This is a genomic window from Aeromicrobium sp. HA, from assembly GCF_027171405.1.
In the GTDB taxonomy this organism is placed as follows: Bacteria; Actinomycetota; Actinomycetes; order Propionibacteriales; family Nocardioidaceae; genus Aeromicrobium; species Aeromicrobium tamlense.
The window spans coordinates 1,127,282-1,142,210 of sequence record NZ_CP114372.1 but is presented as its reverse complement, the minus strand read 5'-3'; the positions used below and the strand labels follow the sequence as shown (position 1 = coordinate 1,142,210).

The window sequence follows — 14,929 nt, the reverse complement described above, 5'->3', positions numbered from 1 at the left end:
CCACCTCACATGACGGGCGTGAGGTCGGGCTCCGGCCCGAAGCGGAACCGGCGTCCGCTGATCTCGCCGACGTCGATGACGACGAGGTGGTACTTGAGCGTGGGCACCCACGAGTGCAGGTCGGCCAGGTCGAGCTCCTCGGCCTCCTCCTGCGTCTCGATCCGGCGCGCCGTGCCCTTCAGCACGACGCTCGTGGCGCCGTCGGCCGAGACCTCGTCGACCTCGAAGGCGACGTGGCTGTCCAGCAGGACGCCCATGAGCTTGGTGCCCTCGGCCGTGCGGAAGGCGATCCGGCGGCCGACGAGTGCGTAGTTGACGGGGAAGATCTCCGGTTGGCCCAGGACCGTCAGCGCCAGCCGCCCGAAGGTGTGGTCGGCGACGAAGTCCCACGGCTCGTTCCCGGTCATCTCGGTGATCGCAGAGGTGTCCATGTCTCATTGTCACCCCGGAAGCGGTCCACGGGGAGGACCCGCCGCTCCCGTACTAGGCTGCCCGCCATGACCAGTGAATCGCTCGTTCCGGGCCACCTGCTCACCGCCATCGACCACGTCGGCATCGCCGTCCCCGACCTCGACGACGCCATCGAGTTCTACTCGCGCGTGTTCGGCCTCGAGTCGATCCACGAGGAGGTCAACGAGGAGCAGGGCGTGCGCGAGGCGATGCTCGCCGTCGGCGACTCCGGCTCGTGCATCCAGCTGCTCGCCCCCCTGAGCGAGGAGTCCACGATCGCCAAGTACCTGGACCGCAACGGACCGGGCGTGCAGCAGTTGGCGTACCGTGTGACCGACATCGACGCGGTCTCCAACACCCTGCGCGACCGCGGCGTGCGCCTCCTGTACGACACCCCCAAGCGGGGCACGTCCGACAGTCGCGTCAACTTCGTGCACCCGAAGGACGCCGGGGGCGTGCTCGTCGAGCTTGTCGAGCCTGCGGCCGCGCACTGATTCCGGCTCGCGGCCCAAGTTCCCCGCCAGTAACATCACCGCAGACCCCCTGCACCACCGACGCGAAGGACCCTCAGTGCAGCACATCCTCGACGCCATCATGTCCGGCGACCGCACCGCAGAGACGTACCAGAACCTCGAGCTCCCCGAGACCTACCGGGGCATCACCGTCCACAAGGACGAGCAGAACATGTTCGAGGGCGTGGCCACCCGGGACAAGGATCCCCGCAAGAGCCTGCACCTCGACGACGTCCCCCTGCCCGAGCTGGCTCCGGGCGAGGCCCTCGTCGCCGTGATGGCCAGCGCGATCAACTACAACACGGTGTGGACCTCGATCTTCGAGCCCGTCTCGACGTTCGGCTTCCTCGAGCGCTACGGCCGCCTCTCGGAGTACACGAAGCGCCACGACCTGCCGTACCACGTGGTCGGCTCCGACCTCGCCGGCGTCGTGCTGCGCACGGGCCCGGGCGTCAACGCCTGGAAGCCCGGCCAGGAGGTCGTCGCACACTGCCTGTCGGTCGAGCTCGAGAGCCCCGACGGCCACGACGACACGATGATGGACCCGCAGCAGCGGATCTGGGGCTTCGAGACCAACTTCGGCGGCCTCGCCGAGCTGGCGATCGTCAAGTCCAACCAGCTGATGCCCAAGCCCGCCCACCTGTCGTGGGAGGAGGCCGCCTCGCCGGGCCTGGTGAACTCCACCGCCTACCGCCAGCTGGTCAGCAAGAACGGCGCCAACATGAAGCAGGGCGACGTCGTCCTGATCTGGGGCGCCTCGGGTGGCCTGGGCTCCTACGCCACGCAGATGGCCCTGAACGGCGGCGCCATCCCCGTGTGCGTCGTGTCCAGCCCCGACAAGGCCGAGATCGTGCGCTCCCTCGGCGCCGAGCACATCATTGACCGCTCGGCCGAGGGCTACAAGTTCTGGAAGGACGAGCACAACCAGGACCCGAAGGAGTGGCAGCGCTTCGGCAAGAAGATCCGCGAGCTCACCGGCGGCGAGGACCCGGACATCGTGTTCGAGCACCCGGGTCGCGAGACCTTCGGCGCCAGCGTCTACGTCACCCGCAAGGGCGGAACGATCATCACCTGCGCGTCGACCTCGGGCTACATGCACCAGTACGACAACCGCTACCTGTGGATGAACCTCAAGAACATCAAGAGCTCGCACTTCGCGAACTACCGCGAGGCCTTCGAGGCCAACCGCCTCATCGACAAGGGCCTCATCCACCCGACCGTGTCCAAGGTCTACAAGCTCGAGGACACCGGCCAGGCGGCGCTCGACGTCCATCACAACAAGCACCAGGGCAAGGTCGGCGTCCTGACGCTGGCGCCCGAGGAGGGCCTGGGCGTGACGGACGAGGCCAAGCGCGCCAAGTACATCGACGAGATCAACCGCTTCCGCGGCATCTGATCCCGATGAGGTCGCGAGTCCGCGGGCTGGATGCCGCCCGCGGACTCGCGCTCGTCGGCATGGTGGTCGCCCACCTCGACACCCGGATCGACTTCGATCCGGGTGTCGCTGCGTCCTGGCGCCATGTGGGCGACGGGCGCGCTGCCGTGCTGTTCGTCGTGGTGGCCGGGTTCGCGCTCGCGCTGACCACCGGCGGCACGCGTCCCCACGAGGGCGAGCGGATGGCCGACGACCGGCTGGCGATCTTCGTGCGCGCGGCCGTGCTGGCCGCGCTCGGCGCCGCCCTGACCGCCCTCGGCACGCCCGTGGCGGTCATCCTGGCCTCGTACGCCGTGTACTTCGTCGTGGCGCTGCCCTTCCTGCGGGCGCCGGTCCCCGTGCTGCTGGGCGCCGGCACCGTGCTCGCCGTGGGCGGGCCGGTCATCATCGCGTGGCTCGTCGAACGGGTGCCCGAGCTGGCGGAGAGTCCCGTGGGCGACCTCTTCGTCGCGATGCCCTACCCCGCGATCCAGTGGACCGGGTTCCTGCTCGTGGGCCTCGCGCTGGGGCGCCTGCAGCCCTCCGACACCACGCTGTATGCGATCGCCGCCGTCGGGCTCGGCGTGGGGATCATCCTGCACCAGCTCATGCTCGACGTCCTCCAGCGCCTGATGAGCGAGCCGGGTGCGCGCGACGGCCTGGTGCTGAACCTGCTGAGGTCCGACCACCGGTCGCAGAACCCGATCGAGGCCGCCTCGGTGCTGGCGATCAGCGTGGCCGTCCTGGCCCTGCTCATCGCGCTCACGCCCCAGCTGCACGGGCTGCTGTACCCGCTGGAGTCCGCCGGCAGGATGGCGCTGACGCTCTACGTCGGGCACATCGTGGCCTACTGGATCGCGATCGAGACCGATCCGGTGCTCGAGGCAGGATCGGGCGCCCTGGCGGGGTGGACGCTGGTCGTCGCGCTCGTGCTGGCGAGCCTGTGGTTCCTGCGGTTCTCCCGCGGTCCGCTCGAGTGGGCGCTGCACCGGATCGTGCAGGCCACCCTCGGGCCGCGGCACGGCGTCAGCGCGGGTGGTCCTTGAACACCGCGGTGGTGCGGTCGGCGTAGGCCGACGAGTCGGCGCGCTCCATCGGGCCGTCCCACTCCCCCGGCAGGGGCAGGTCGGCCTGTGGGTTGAGGCGAGCGACGATCTCGTCCAGCACGCGCTCGGTGTCCCCCACCCACAGGTGCTTGGCGCCGTCGACCGCGATCACCTCGGCCTGCGGCACCGCGGCGAAGCGCTCCCGCGCCTCGGCGGGCTGGAGGTAGTCGTCGAACTCGGGCACGAGCGCGATCAGCGGCCGGCCGTCGGCGGCCCAGGCCTCCAGGTGCTCGGGCGCGCTGAAGCGCAACGGCGGCGACAGCAGGATCGCCCCGGCGACGTCGGGCTCCAGCCCGTACATGAGGGTCAGGTCGGTGCCGAAGGACCAGCCCACGATCCACACGTTCGGCAGCTCGGAGAACTCGGCGTACTCGATCGCGGCGGCCACGTCGAACCGCTCCCCCTGCGCCCGGTCGAACTCGCCCTCGCTGCGGCCGCGCACGCTCTCGGTGCCGCGGGTGTTGAACCGCAGGACGGCGATGTCGGCGAGCGCGGGCAGGCGGTAGGAGGCCTTGCGGAAGACGTGGCTGTCCATCATGCCGCCGTGCGTGGGCAGCGGGTGCAGGCAGATCATCGTCGCGACCGGGTCGCGGTCCTGCGGCAGCGCCAGCTCGCCCACCAGGGTCAGTCCGTCGGCGGTCGTGAGCTCGATGTCCTCGCGCCGGGCGGGCAGCACCGACGATCCCGTGATCTTCACACGTCCATCCTGCCCGAGGAGGCACGACGCCTCGCGCCGGGCGGGATCAGGACTGGCGCTGCCAGCAGTGCTGGTGCCAGTGCCGGCGCTCGTTGATGCCGTCGGTCTCCAGCAGGCTCGGGACGTCGGGCCACACGACGAAGTGCGGGGTCGCCGGCGGGATCAGCTGGTCGCAGCCGGGGCACCGGTAGGGGTACGACGAGGTGGTGCCGGTGATGAACCGCTGCCAGAAGTCGCCGGAGCGCCGACGGACCAGCTCCTCGGGCCGCGCGGGAGGCTCGCGTCGGGCGGCACGGGCGGCGGCTGCCTTGCGACGCGACATGGCCCCGATCGTACCGATCGGGGCCATGTGCGAGGGGCGTGCGGTGCGGCTCAGTAGGTGTGGAAGCCGGCCTTGGTCTTGCGGCCCAGGCGGCCCTCGGCGACGACCTTCTCCAGCGACGGGGCCGGCTGCCAGCCCTCGTGGCCGAACGTCTCGACGAGGGTCTGCTGGATCGCCAGCGAGACGTCGTTGCCGACCACGTCGAGCAGCTCGAACGGGCCCATCGGCAGCTTGGTCTCCTTCATCGCGGCGTCGATCTGCTCCATCGAGGCGGCGCCGGACTCCTGCAGACGGATCGCGTCGTTGAGGTAGGGGAACAGCAGCGCGTTGACGATGAAGCCGGCGCGGTCACCGCACGAGACCGGGTGCTTGGCGGTGGCCAGGCACAGGGCGCGCACGGTCTCGTCGACGTCGGGGTCGGTGACCTCGGTGGTGACGACCTCGACCAGCTTCATGACCGGGGCGGGGTTGAAGAAGTGCATGCCGATGACGTCGGCCGGACGGCTCGTGGCGTCGGCGCAGGCGCGGATCGACAGCGACGACGTGGTCGTGGCCAGGATCGAGCCGGGCTTGCAGATGCGGTCGAGGTCGCGGAACAGCTCGAGCTTGATGTCGAGGTCCTCGGCGATGGCCTCGACGACGAGGTCGACGTCGGCCAGTGCCTCGCGCTCGGTGGCGCCGGTGAGGCGGCCGAGCACGGCGTCCTTGCCGGCCTCGTCGAGCTTGCCGCGCGCGACGGCGCGGTCGAGGTTCTTGGTGACGTACGCGACGACGCCGTCCAGCTTCTCCTGCGAGCGACCGACGTAGACGACGTCGTAGCCGGCCTGGGCGAAGACCTGGGCGATGCCCGACGCCATGGTGCCGGTGCCGACGACGCCGACCGTGGCGACGGGACGCTTGACCTCGGGGACGGGGGTGCCGTCGGCGCCCTCGCCGGAGAAGGAGGAGCCGGAGTCGGCGATCTCGACCAGCGCGGGGGCCGGGCGGTGCAGCGGGTCGCCGGTCTGGGCGAACTGCTCGGCCAGGCCGTCGACGACCGTCTTCGCGCCGAGCGCGTCGATCAGCGCCAGCGGGCCGATCGGGTAGCCGCAGCCGAAGCGCATGCCCGCATCGATGTCGGCCGCGGTCGCGTAACCGTCGCCGTACATCGTGGCCGCGTGGTTGAGGTACGGGTAGAGCAGCGTGCGCGCGATGCGTCCGCCCTCGTCGTCGGCGGTGATGCGATCGACGATCTCTGCCATCAGAATCTCCTTCGAGGCTTGGCCCGCCGGTACTGCTTCCCGCCGAGCGTTCGTGAAAGGGTAGCGTGACAGCACCTCTGTCTCGATGGGAGTCCCATGTCCTCACGTCTCGCCGCCACCGCCCTCGCGACCGTCCTGCTGGCCGGCATCGCCGGGTGCGCGAAGGACGAGCCCGCGACGCCGTCCGACCCGACCTCGCAGACGCCCAGCGCCACCGTCCCCACGGACGATCCCCGCGCCGCGCTCGTGGGCTCGTGGCGCGCCGACGAGGCCGACTGGACCGTGCACTTCGCGGCCGACGGCTCGTTCACCGAGGACTTCGAGGGCAACGTGGACTTCCGCCGCGGTGCGTACCGTGTCGAGGACGGCATCGTCTACCTCGACGGGGACGACGGCGAGACCACCGAGGGCGAGCTCTCCGGCGAGACCATCAACTTCAAGCTCGGGATGCTCGAGCGCCTGTGAGGATCGTCGTCGCCCGCTGCCAGGTCGACTACGCCGGCCGGCTGACCGCGCACCTGCCGCTCGCGCTGCGGGTCATCATGGTGAAGTCCGACGGCTCCGTGCTCGTGCACGCCGACGGCGGGTCCTACAAGCCGCTCAACTGGATGAGCCCTCCGTGCACGCTGCGCGAGGGCGTCGCCGAGGACGGCGTCGTCGAGTGGACCGTCACGGCCAAGAAGACCGACGACACGCTGCGCATCCGCCTCGAGGAGGTCATCCACGACTCCGAGCACGAGCTGGGGGTCGACCCCGGCCTGCAGAAGGACGGCGTGGAGAAGCACCTGCAGGAGCTGCTCGCGGAGCACACCTCGGCCCTCGAGGACGGCATGTCCCTCGTGCGGCGCGAATACATGACCGCCATCGGCCCGGTCGACCTGCTGTGCCGCGACGCGGCCGGCGGCTCGGTCGCCGTGGAGATCAAGCGCCGGGGCGAGATCGACGGCGTCGAGCAGCTCACGCGCTACCTCGAGCTGATGAACCGCGACCCGAAGCTGCGTCCCGTGCGCGGCATCTTCGCCGCCCAGGAGATCAAGCCCCAGGCGCGCACCCTCGCCAAGGACCGCGGCATCGACTGCGTCGTCGTCGACTACGACGACCTCCGCGGCCTCGACGACCCGAGCCTGCGCCTCTTCTGACCTCCGGTCAGCCAGATCTGTAGCGGTATCCACCCATTCCCGGCCGACCTGGCCGGAAAACGGTGGCTGCCGCTACACATCTCGCGCGGCGGAGCCGCGGGTCAGCGGGAGCAGACGCGCAGGTCGGCCCAGACGGCGCGGTGGTCGGCGCCGGAGATGTCCTCGGTGCCCGAGTCCTGCACGCTGAGGCCGCGCACGAGCACGTGGTCGATGTCGGCGAACGGCGGGTAGAGGCGGTCCATCGGCCACGTGGCGGTGGGCCACAGCCCCGCGGTGTCATACATGCCGCGCTTCGCGTCGCGGAAGGCGGCGTGCGCCGAGGACGCGTTGAAGTCGCCCGCCATCACGAGCGGGCGGCCGCGGTTGGCGCGCTGCCACTGCCCCAGCTCCAGCAGGCCGCCACGCCAGTCCTCGAGCCACTGGCTCACCGGCGGCATCGGGTGCACGGCGCGCACCAGCACGGCCGTGCCGTCGACGTCGACGGACATCGCCGGCTGCTGGAAGGTGGCGGCCTCGCCGGCCGGCACGTCGACGCGCGTGGCCGGGTACCGCGAGAGGATCACCGAGCCGTCGGTGTCGCGCGCCTCGGGCGTCTGGCCGCTGCGGTGCGTGAAGCGCTTGCCGTCCTCGGTGGCGGAGATCGCCGCGATCATCGGCTCGGTGACCTCGTTGAGGATCAGCACGTCGACGTCGTGGCTCTTCACGGCCGCCACGATCTCGTCGACGTCGGCCTCGGCGTAGTACGCGTTGAGGGTCATCACCGACAGCCGCGCCTGGCCCGCGTCGCAGTCCGGACGGTTGCTGACGTTGAGGATCGTCACGAGCGCCACCGCGATCACGACGGCGTTGGCGCCGCACGCGAGCCAGGCCCGCGCGAGCACGCTCAGGACGATGCCCGCGACGGCCAGCACGATCCAGAGCCGCCCGAGCGCCTGGACCGCGGGCAGCCACGACGGCTCCACACGGTCCAGCCACGGCGTCGCCGCCAGTGCCAGCAGCACCACGGCGACGAGCGTCAACAGCGCCCGGACGACCCTCACGGCGTCAGGCGCCCGCGATCGGCGGAGCGGTGGGGTCGGAGTCCTCGCCGGTCTCCTCGCGCGCGATCCAGTCTTCGATGCGCTCGTAGTCGTCCTTCGAGCGCGTGACCACCGCGAGCAGGTCGCTCATCTTGGCGACCTCCTCGACCTGCTCCTTGATGAACCACTGCATGAACTGGTCGGAGGCGAAGTCGTTGTCCTCGCGGGCGAGTCTCGTGAGCTCGTTGATCTGCGCGGTGACGCGCTTCTCCTGGTCGAGCGCGACCTGGACGGGCTCGACCACGTCGGCGAAGTCCATGCGCGGGGCGGGCAGGCCCGGGATGACGACCTGCTGGTCCTGGTCGAGCAGGTACTGCACCATCATCATGGCGTGGTCGCGCTCCTCGAGCGCTTGGGCGTAGAACAGGGCGGCCATCTGCGGCATCGTGAGCGCGTCGTAGTACGTCGCGATCCCCACGTACTGCTGGTGTGCGCTGAACTCGTGTCCGATCTGCTCCTGCAGGGCCTTCACGAACTGCTGGGACGCCATGTGCTCCTCCTTCGGCGAGGACAGCCTCACCTCGCGATGTACCGTGGTTGTCGTGCCGAAGCCGCCGAAGAAGAAGTGCTGCGTGAGCAAGCCGCGCTGCAAGCGCTGCCCGATCCGCATGATGGCCGACGGCACGCTCCCCGACGGCTACACCGTCAAGAAGCGCAAGCTGGTCAAGGTCAAGAAGGACAAGAAGAAGGACAAGAAGTCCTCGAAGTCCTCCAAGACCAAGGCCAAGCCGCTGGCCGCCTGATCACTTCGACCGCTTCGATCACGGCGAGCCTATTGGTCGGCGCGCGCCGACGCCACGAAGGACAGGCGAGCCTTCGCCCACCTGTCCCTCGAGCGGACCATTTCCCGGAATCAGACGGGGAGGTCGTTGGCCTTGCGGATCTCGTCGACGACGCGGCCCATGATGTCGGTCATGCCGAAGTCCTTCGGCGTGAAGACGGCGGCGATGCCGGCGGCCTCGAGCTTGCGGCCGTCGGAGTCGGGGATGATGCCGCCGACGATGATCGGGACGTTCGTCAGGCCGGCGTCCGCCAGGCCCTTCTGCACGTCGGGCACCAGCTCCATGTGCGAGCCGGACAGGATCGACAGGCCCACCACGTGGACGTCCTCGGCCACCGCGGCCGCCACGATCTGCTCGGGCGTCAGACGGATGCCCTGGTAGATGACCTCGAAGCCGGCGTCACGTGCCCGCACAGCGACCTGCTCGGCGCCGTTGGAGTGCCCGTCGAGTCCCGGCTTGCCGACGAGGAAGCGCAGGCGGCCGCCCAGCTCCTCACCGGTCTGGCGGACCTTCTCGCGCACGGCGGTCAGCTCGGATCCTGCCTCGGCCACGCCACTCACCCCTGCCACGCCCGTGGGCGCCCGGTACTCGCCGAAGACCTCGCGCAGCGCCGCGGACCACTCGCCCACCGTGGCGCCCGCGCGCACGGCGTCGAGGGTGGCGGCCATGAGGTTCTGATCGGTCTTGGCCTGCTGCTGGACGACCTCGAGGGCCGCGTCGACGGCGGCCTGGTCGCGCTGGCTGCGCCACTGCTGCACGTCGGCGATCGCGTTGGCCTCGGCCTGCGGGTCGGCGACCATGATCGCGGTGTCGAGGTCGGCGGTCAGCGGCGACGGCTCGGTCTCGACGAAGCTGTTGAGTCCCACGACCTTCATCTCGCCGGACTCGATGCGCGCGCGACGCTCGGCGTGCGACGTGACGAGCTCCTGCTTCATGTAGCCCGAGACGACCGCGGCGACGGCGCCGCCCATCGCCTGGACACGGTCCATCTCGGCCTTCGCGCCCTCGACGAGCTCGTCGACCTTCGCCTCGATGACGTGCGAGCCGTCGAAGATGTCGCCGTACTCGAGCAGGTCGGACTCGTAGGCCAGCACCTGCTGGAGCCGCAGCGACCACTGCTGGTCCCACGGACGCGGCAGGCCGAGCGCCTCGTTCCAGGCGGGCAGCTGCACCGCGCGGGCGCGGGCGTTCTTGCTGAGGGTGACGCCGAGCATCTCCAGCACGATGCGCTGGACGTTGTTCTCGGGCTGCGCCTCGGTGAGGCCGAGCGAGTTGACCTGCACGCCGTAGCGGAAGCGACGCATCTTCGGGTCCTTGACGCCGTAGCGGTCGCGGGTGATCTCCTCCCACAGCCGGCCGAAGGCGCGCATCTTGCACATCTCCTCGACGAAGCGCACGCCGGCGTTCACGAAGAAGGAGATGCGACCCACGACCTGCTCGAACTGGTCGTCGGGCACCTGGCCGGAGTCCTTGACCGCGTCGAGGACGGCGATGGCCGTGCTCATCGCGAAGGCGAGCTCCTGCACGGGCGTCGCGCCCGCCTCCTGCAGGTGGTAGCTGCAGATGTTGAGCGGGTTCCACTTCGGGATGTTCGCGACGGTGTACGCGATCATGTCGGTGGTCAGCCGCAGCGAGGCCTCGGGCGGGAACACGTAGGTGCCCCGGGAGAGGTACTCCTTGATGATGTCGTTCTGGGTCGTGCCGGCGAGGGCCGAGGGATCGACGCCCTGCTCCTCGGCGGCCACCTGGTACATCGCCAGCAGCCACATGGCCGTGGCGTTGATGGTCATCGAGGTGTTCATCTCCGACAGCGGGATGTCCTCGAAGAGGCGGCGCATGGCGCCCAGGTGCGGGATCGGCACGCCGACCTTGCCGACCTCACCACGCGACAGCACGTGGTCGGGGTCGTAGCCCGTCTGCGTCGGCAGGTCGAAGGCGACCGAGAGGCCGGTCTGACCCTTCGCCAGGTTGCGCCGGTAGAGGGCGTTGGACTCGGCTGCGGAGCTGTGGCCGGCGTAGGTTCGCATCACCCACGGGCGATCAGGCTGCACTGACATGCGGCAAGGGTACCGCTGCCCTGCGGCGCGCGACGGCGGGTCCACCCCGCCGTCACGGTCGGTTGCGATCAGGCGCCGGTGCGGTCGCCGCCGGGAACCCAGAGCACGTCGCCGCGCTCACGGTTCGCGTAGCGACCGAGGATGAACAGCAGGTCGCTGAGGCGGTTGAGGTACTTCGCGACGAGCGGGTTGACCGTGTCGCCGTGCTCCTCGATGGCACGCCAGGCTGCGCGCTCGGCACGGCGGGTGACGGTGCGGGCCACGTGCAGCTGCGCGGCGGCCATCGTGCCGCCGGGGAGGATGAACGAGTCGAGCTTCGGCGTCGCCTCGTTGAAGCGGTCGCACCACTGCTCAAGGCGCTCCACGTAGTCGGGCTCCACGCGCAGCGGCGGGTACTCGGGCTCATCGACGATCGGGTTTCCGACGTCGGACCCGAGGTCGAACAGGTCGTTCTGGATGTGCGTCAGCACGGCGGTGACGTCGGCGTCCAGCTCGCCGGTGGCCAGTGCCACGCCGATCTGGCTGTTCGCCTCGTCGACGTCGGCGTAGACGACCAAGCGCACGTCGTTCTTCGACGTGCGCGAGAAGTCGACGAGATTGGTGGTCCCGTCGTCTCCGGTCCTGGTGTAGATCCTCGTCAGGTGAACCATGCGTTCACCCTAGAGGTTGAGGTCAGAGGACCTCGCATCACATCCAGTCGATGCGGTTGATCTTGATGGGCGCCGAGGAGTCGTCCGCCTGGGCGGGCGAGGCGACGGTGCCCGCGGCGACGGCGAGGGCGAGGAGCGCTGCAGCGATGATCTTCTTCATGATCACAAGTGTGAAGGGTGGCGAGGTCACGAGCAACCGAAATGGCGGAGTTGCCTCGTATCGAAGATCACAGGACGTTGTTCACGCCACGTCCGGGCGGCGATGACTCCAGCCACGACAGCAACCCGGTCAGCGAGTTCGGGCTCAGCGCGAACTGCTCGATGCCGGCAGCGTTCTCGGTGCGCACGACGATGTGGCCGTCGTGCAGGGCGTACGCCTCGGCGCCCTCGGGGTCGCGGCGCCCCTCGATGAGGACGCCGCCGCGCTCGAACCGGTGGCGCGGGCGCGGGGAGAAGGAGAAGGTGCGATACCAGTCGATGGCGTCGTCACGATAGACCGCGACGCCGAGCACCCAGCCGGAGGCGGAGTGCTCGGCGCCACGATTCACGCTCAGCTCGAAGGTCACGCCCTGGCGGGCGATCCACCGACGACGTGCGATGAGCCCGACGAGGAAGAGCAGGCCCAGCACGACGATGATCGCGAGGGAGTCGACCAGCCACAACCACAGCGGCATCGATCAACCCCTCGCGATCACCATCAGGACGCCTTGCCGATGAGGCGGAGCTTCGCCTCGGCGCGGCGGACGGCCAGCTCGTCGTCGGACGAGCGAGCCTTCTCCAGGTCAGCGGTGGTGGCCGCCTCGTCGACCTCGTCGGCGAGGAACGTGTCCTCGGACAGGATCGACACGCGGTCGGCCGCCACGGAGATGAACCCCTCGCTGACGGCGGCGCGCAGGACCTCGCCGCCCTCCACGGGGTGGATCTCGACGACGCCGGGCACCAGCAGGGACAGCAGCGGCGCGTGGCCGGTGAGCACGCCGATGTCGCCCTCGGCGGTACGGGCGATGACCTCACGGGCCTCGCCCGACCACACGACGCGGTCGGCGGCGACGAGCTCGATCTGCAGTGTCATGTCAGCGGACCTCAGAGGTTCTTCTGGATCTCGGCCCACTTCTTGTCGACGTCGTCCAGACCGCCGCACATGAAGAACGCCTGCTCGGCCACGTGGTCGTACTCGCCGTCACAGATCTTGGTGAAGGCGTCGATCGTCTCGTCGAGCGGGACGGTCGAGCCCTCGATGCCGGTGAACTGCTTGGCCACGTAGGTGTTCTGCGAGAGGAAGCGCTGGATGCGACGAGCGCGCGAGACGATCGTCTTGTCCTCCTCGCTGAGCTCGTCGACACCGAGGATCGCGATGATGTCCTGGAGCTCCTGGTTGCGCTGCAGGATGCCCTTGACCCGGTTGGCCGTCGCGTAGTGGTCCGCCGCGATGTAGCGGGGGTCCAGGATGCGCGAGGTCGAGGTCAGCGGGTCCACGGCCGGGTAGATGCCCAGCGACGCGATCTCACGGCTCAGCTCGGTCGTGGCGTCCAGGTGGGCGAACGTCGTGGCCGGGGCCGGGTCGGTGTAGTCGTCGGCCGGCACGTAGATCGCCTGCATCGAGGTGATCGAGTGACCACGCGTCGAGGTGATCCGCTCCTGCAGCACGCCCATCTCGTCGGCCAGCGTGGGCTGGTAGCCCACGGCCGAGGGGACGCGACCCAGCAGGGTCGAGACCTCGGAGCCGGCCTGGGTGAACCGGAAGATGTTGTCGATGAACAGCAGCACGTCCTGGTTCTGGACGTCGCGGAAGTACTCGGCCATCGTCAGGGCCGACAGGGCGACGCGCAGACGCGCTCCCGGCGGCTCGTCCATCTGGCCGAAGACCAGCGCCACCTTGTCGAGGACGCCCGACTCCTCCATCTCGACGATGAGGTCGTTGCCCTCACGGGTGCGCTCGCCGACGCCGGCGAACACCGACACGCCGTCGTGGTCCTTGGCGACGCGGGCGATCATCTCCTGGATCAGCACGGTCTTGCCGACGCCGGCACCACCGAACAGGCCGATCTTGCCGCCCAGCACGTACGGCGTCAGCAGGTCGATGACCTTGATGCCGGTCTGGAACATCTCGGTCTTGGACTCGAGCTGGTCGAAGGCCGGGGCCTTGCGGTGGATGCCCCAGCGCTCGTTGACCTCCCAGGTCTCACCCTCGGCCAGGTTCATGACCTGACCGGTGGTGTTGAAGACCTTGCCGAGGGTCTGGTCGCCGACGGGAACCGAGATCGGCTCGCGGGTGTCGGTGACGGGGGTGCCGCGGACGACGCCGTCGGTGGGACGCAGGCTGATCGCGCGGACCATGCCGTCGCCGATGTGCTGCGCGACCTCGAGGGTCAGCGTCTCCTTGGTGCCGGCGACCTCGGTGTCGACCAGCAGGGCGTTGTAGATCTCCGGCATCTGGTCGGCCGGGAACTCGATGTCGAGCACCGGGCCGATGACCCGGGCCACGCGGCCGGTCACGGCGGCCGAGTCGGTGGTGGTCTCTTCGACGGTTGCAGTCATGGTGTCTTCCTCAATCGGACTGGGAGGCCTCGGCGAGCGCGTTCGCGCCACCCACGATCTCGCTGATTTCTTGGGTGATGCCGGCCTGGCGAGCCTGGTTCGCCAGTCGGGTGTACTTCTCGATCAGGTCCTGCGCGTTGTCGGTCGCGGACTTCATGGCCTTCTGGCGCGCGGCGAGCTCGGAGGCCGCCGCCTGCAGCAGGCAGGAGTAGATGCGGCTGTAGAGGTACTTCGGCAGCACGGCCTCGAGCACCTCGGCGGCGCTCGGCTCGAACTCGTAGAGGGGCAGGACCTCGGAGTCCTCCGGGGCCTCCTCCCCCTCGACGATCTCGAGCGGGAACAGACGGATCGCCGTCGGCTCCTGCACCAGCATCGACTTGAAGCGCGTGTAGACCACGAAGAGCTCGTCGACGGCCTGGGCCGGGTCGATGGCCTCCTCGGCCGTCTCGTGCTCCGCGCCGCGAGCGATCAGCTCGTCGCCGATCGCGCGCGCGTCGTCGTACGTGGGCTTGTCCGAGAAGCCGGTCCACGACTTCTCGAACTCACGCTGGCGGAAGTTGAAGTACGACTCCGCCTTGCGGCCGGCCAGGAAGTACGTGACCTCCTTGCCCTCCGCGCGCAGGCGCTCGGCGAGCTGCTCGGTCTCCTTCAGCACGCTGGACGCGTAGGCGCCCGCCAGACCGCGGTCGCTGGCGACCACGAGGATGGCGGCCCGCTTCGCGTCCGGGTTCTCCGTCGTCAGCACGTGGTCGACGTTGGAGTACGTGGCCAGGGCCGACACCGCACGCGTGAGCTCTCGCGCGTACGGTGCGGCCGCGGCCGCGTGCTGCTGGGCCTTGATGATCCGCGACGCGGCGATCAACTCCATCGCACGCGTGATCTTCTTGGTCGACTGCGTCGACCTGATCTTCGCGCGGTACTCGCGGAGTGAGACAGCCATCG

At 69.6% G+C, this 14,929-nt stretch carries 19 protein-coding genes; 6 read left to right on the top strand and 13 right to left on the bottom strand.

Going from position 1 to position 14,929, the window contains the following annotated elements; genetic code table 11:
- Window positions 1-5: 5 nt before the first annotated feature.
- Entirely contained in the window at window positions 6-431 is a 426-nt protein-coding gene (locus tag O3S82_RS05590) for a pyridoxamine 5'-phosphate oxidase family protein (RefSeq protein ID WP_179425494.1), read from the bottom strand.
- A 66-nt stretch (window positions 432-497) separates the two neighbouring features.
- On the opposite strand from O3S82_RS05590, the gene mce reads away from it, so the two are divergent.
- The 3 genes from mce to O3S82_RS05575 all read left to right on the top strand — a co-directional run bounded on the left by mce (window position 498) and on the right by O3S82_RS05575 (window position 3,422).
- The gene (gene mce / locus O3S82_RS05585; RefSeq protein ID WP_269306181.1) at window positions 498-944 is read left to right on the top strand and encodes a methylmalonyl-CoA epimerase; all 447 of its coding nucleotides are present in this window, start codon (window positions 498-500) and stop codon (window positions 942-944) included.
- 76 nt (window positions 945-1,020) lie between these two features.
- Window positions 1,021-2,358 (top strand): crotonyl-CoA carboxylase/reductase, encoded by a 1,338-nt coding sequence (gene ccrA / locus O3S82_RS05580; RefSeq protein WP_179425498.1) that lies wholly within the window; start codon window positions 1,021-1,023, stop codon window positions 2,356-2,358.
- A gap of 5 nt (window positions 2,359-2,363) precedes the next feature.
- Window positions 2,364-3,422, top strand: a complete 1,059-nt coding sequence (locus tag O3S82_RS05575) for a heparan-alpha-glucosaminide N-acetyltransferase domain-containing protein (RefSeq protein WP_269306178.1) — start codon at window positions 2,364-2,366, stop codon at window positions 3,420-3,422.
- Here O3S82_RS05575 and O3S82_RS05570 read toward each other — a convergent pair.
- Genes O3S82_RS05570 through O3S82_RS05560 form a run of 3 tightly spaced genes read right to left on the bottom strand, consistent with a single transcriptional unit; the run spans window position 3,403 to window position 5,742 of the window.
- A complete protein-coding gene (locus O3S82_RS05570) occupies window positions 3,403-4,179 on the bottom strand; it encodes an alpha/beta hydrolase (protein WP_269306176.1) in 777 nt (258 codons plus the stop codon). The genes O3S82_RS05575 and O3S82_RS05570 overlap by 20 nt on opposite strands.
- Window positions 4,180-4,225: 46 nt before the next feature.
- Window positions 4,226-4,501 carry a hypothetical protein gene (locus tag O3S82_RS05565; protein WP_179425504.1) on the bottom strand — a complete coding sequence of 92 codons (276 nt, stop codon included), beginning with the start codon at window positions 4,499-4,501 and terminating at the stop codon, window positions 4,226-4,228.
- A 50-nt stretch (window positions 4,502-4,551) separates the two neighbouring features.
- Window positions 4,552-5,742, bottom strand: a complete 1,191-nt coding sequence (locus O3S82_RS05560) for a 3-hydroxyacyl-CoA dehydrogenase NAD-binding domain-containing protein (RefSeq protein ID WP_269306174.1) — start codon at window positions 5,740-5,742, stop codon at window positions 4,552-4,554.
- A gap of 96 nt (window positions 5,743-5,838) precedes the next feature.
- On the opposite strand from O3S82_RS05560, the gene O3S82_RS05555 reads away from it, so the two are divergent.
- The gene (locus tag O3S82_RS05555) at window positions 5,839-6,207 is read left to right on the top strand and encodes a hypothetical protein (protein WP_269306172.1); all 369 of its coding nucleotides are present in this window, start codon (window positions 5,839-5,841) and stop codon (window positions 6,205-6,207) included.
- Window positions 6,204-6,881: an endonuclease NucS gene (gene nucS / locus O3S82_RS05550; protein ID WP_179425510.1), complete on the top strand. Its 678-nt coding sequence runs from the start codon at window positions 6,204-6,206 to the stop codon at window positions 6,879-6,881. The genes O3S82_RS05555 and nucS overlap by 4 nt, the downstream gene beginning before the upstream one ends.
- Window positions 6,882-6,982: 101 nt before the next feature.
- Here the strand turns inward: nucS and O3S82_RS05545 are convergent, their stop codons facing one another.
- Together O3S82_RS05545 and O3S82_RS05540 are read right to left on the bottom strand one after the other, a co-directional pair.
- Entirely contained in the window at window positions 6,983-7,921 is a 939-nt protein-coding gene (locus O3S82_RS05545) for an endonuclease/exonuclease/phosphatase family protein (RefSeq protein WP_179425512.1), read from the bottom strand.
- A 4-nt stretch (window positions 7,922-7,925) separates the two neighbouring features.
- Window positions 7,926-8,450, bottom strand: a complete 525-nt coding sequence (locus O3S82_RS05540; protein ID WP_179425514.1) for a ferritin — start codon at window positions 8,448-8,450, stop codon at window positions 7,926-7,928.
- Window positions 8,451-8,502: 52 nt separating this feature from the next.
- Between O3S82_RS05540 and O3S82_RS05535 the strand changes: the two genes are divergently transcribed.
- Window positions 8,503-8,703 (top strand): hypothetical protein, encoded by a 201-nt coding sequence (locus O3S82_RS05535; RefSeq protein WP_179425515.1) that lies wholly within the window; start codon window positions 8,503-8,505, stop codon window positions 8,701-8,703.
- Between the two features lie 110 nt (window positions 8,704-8,813).
- Here O3S82_RS05535 and O3S82_RS05530 read toward each other — a convergent pair whose 3' ends face one another.
- The 7 genes from O3S82_RS05530 to O3S82_RS05500 form a co-directional block, all read right to left on the bottom strand.
- On the bottom strand, window positions 8,814-10,799 hold the full coding sequence (locus O3S82_RS05530; RefSeq protein ID WP_179425517.1) for a protein meaA: 1,986 nt from the start codon (window positions 10,797-10,799) through the stop codon (window positions 8,814-8,816).
- A 68-nt stretch (window positions 10,800-10,867) separates the two neighbouring features.
- Window positions 10,868-11,449 (bottom strand): cob(I)yrinic acid a,c-diamide adenosyltransferase, encoded by a 582-nt coding sequence (locus tag O3S82_RS05525; RefSeq protein ID WP_179425527.1) that lies wholly within the window; start codon window positions 11,447-11,449, stop codon window positions 10,868-10,870.
- A 37-nt stretch (window positions 11,450-11,486) separates the two neighbouring features.
- A complete protein-coding gene (locus O3S82_RS05520; RefSeq protein WP_263280671.1) occupies window positions 11,487-11,609 on the bottom strand; it encodes a hypothetical protein in 123 nt (40 codons plus the stop codon).
- Window positions 11,610-11,676: 67 nt separating this feature from the next.
- Window positions 11,677-12,123: a DUF2550 domain-containing protein gene (locus O3S82_RS05515; protein ID WP_179425529.1), complete on the bottom strand. Its 447-nt coding sequence runs from the start codon at window positions 12,121-12,123 to the stop codon at window positions 11,677-11,679.
- 23 nt (window positions 12,124-12,146) lie between these two features.
- Window positions 12,147-12,521: a F0F1 ATP synthase subunit epsilon gene (locus O3S82_RS05510; protein WP_179425531.1), complete on the bottom strand. Its 375-nt coding sequence runs from the start codon at window positions 12,519-12,521 to the stop codon at window positions 12,147-12,149.
- Window positions 12,522-12,532: 11 nt separating this feature from the next.
- Complete coding sequence (atpD, locus tag O3S82_RS05505; RefSeq protein WP_179425533.1) at window positions 12,533-13,987, bottom strand: F0F1 ATP synthase subunit beta; 1,455 nt, start codon at window positions 13,985-13,987, stop codon at window positions 12,533-12,535.
- Between the two features lie 10 nt (window positions 13,988-13,997).
- Window positions 13,998-14,927 (bottom strand): F0F1 ATP synthase subunit gamma, encoded by a 930-nt coding sequence (locus O3S82_RS05500; protein WP_179425535.1) that lies wholly within the window; start codon window positions 14,925-14,927, stop codon window positions 13,998-14,000.
- Between the last annotated feature and the right edge of the window lie 2 nt (window positions 14,928-14,929).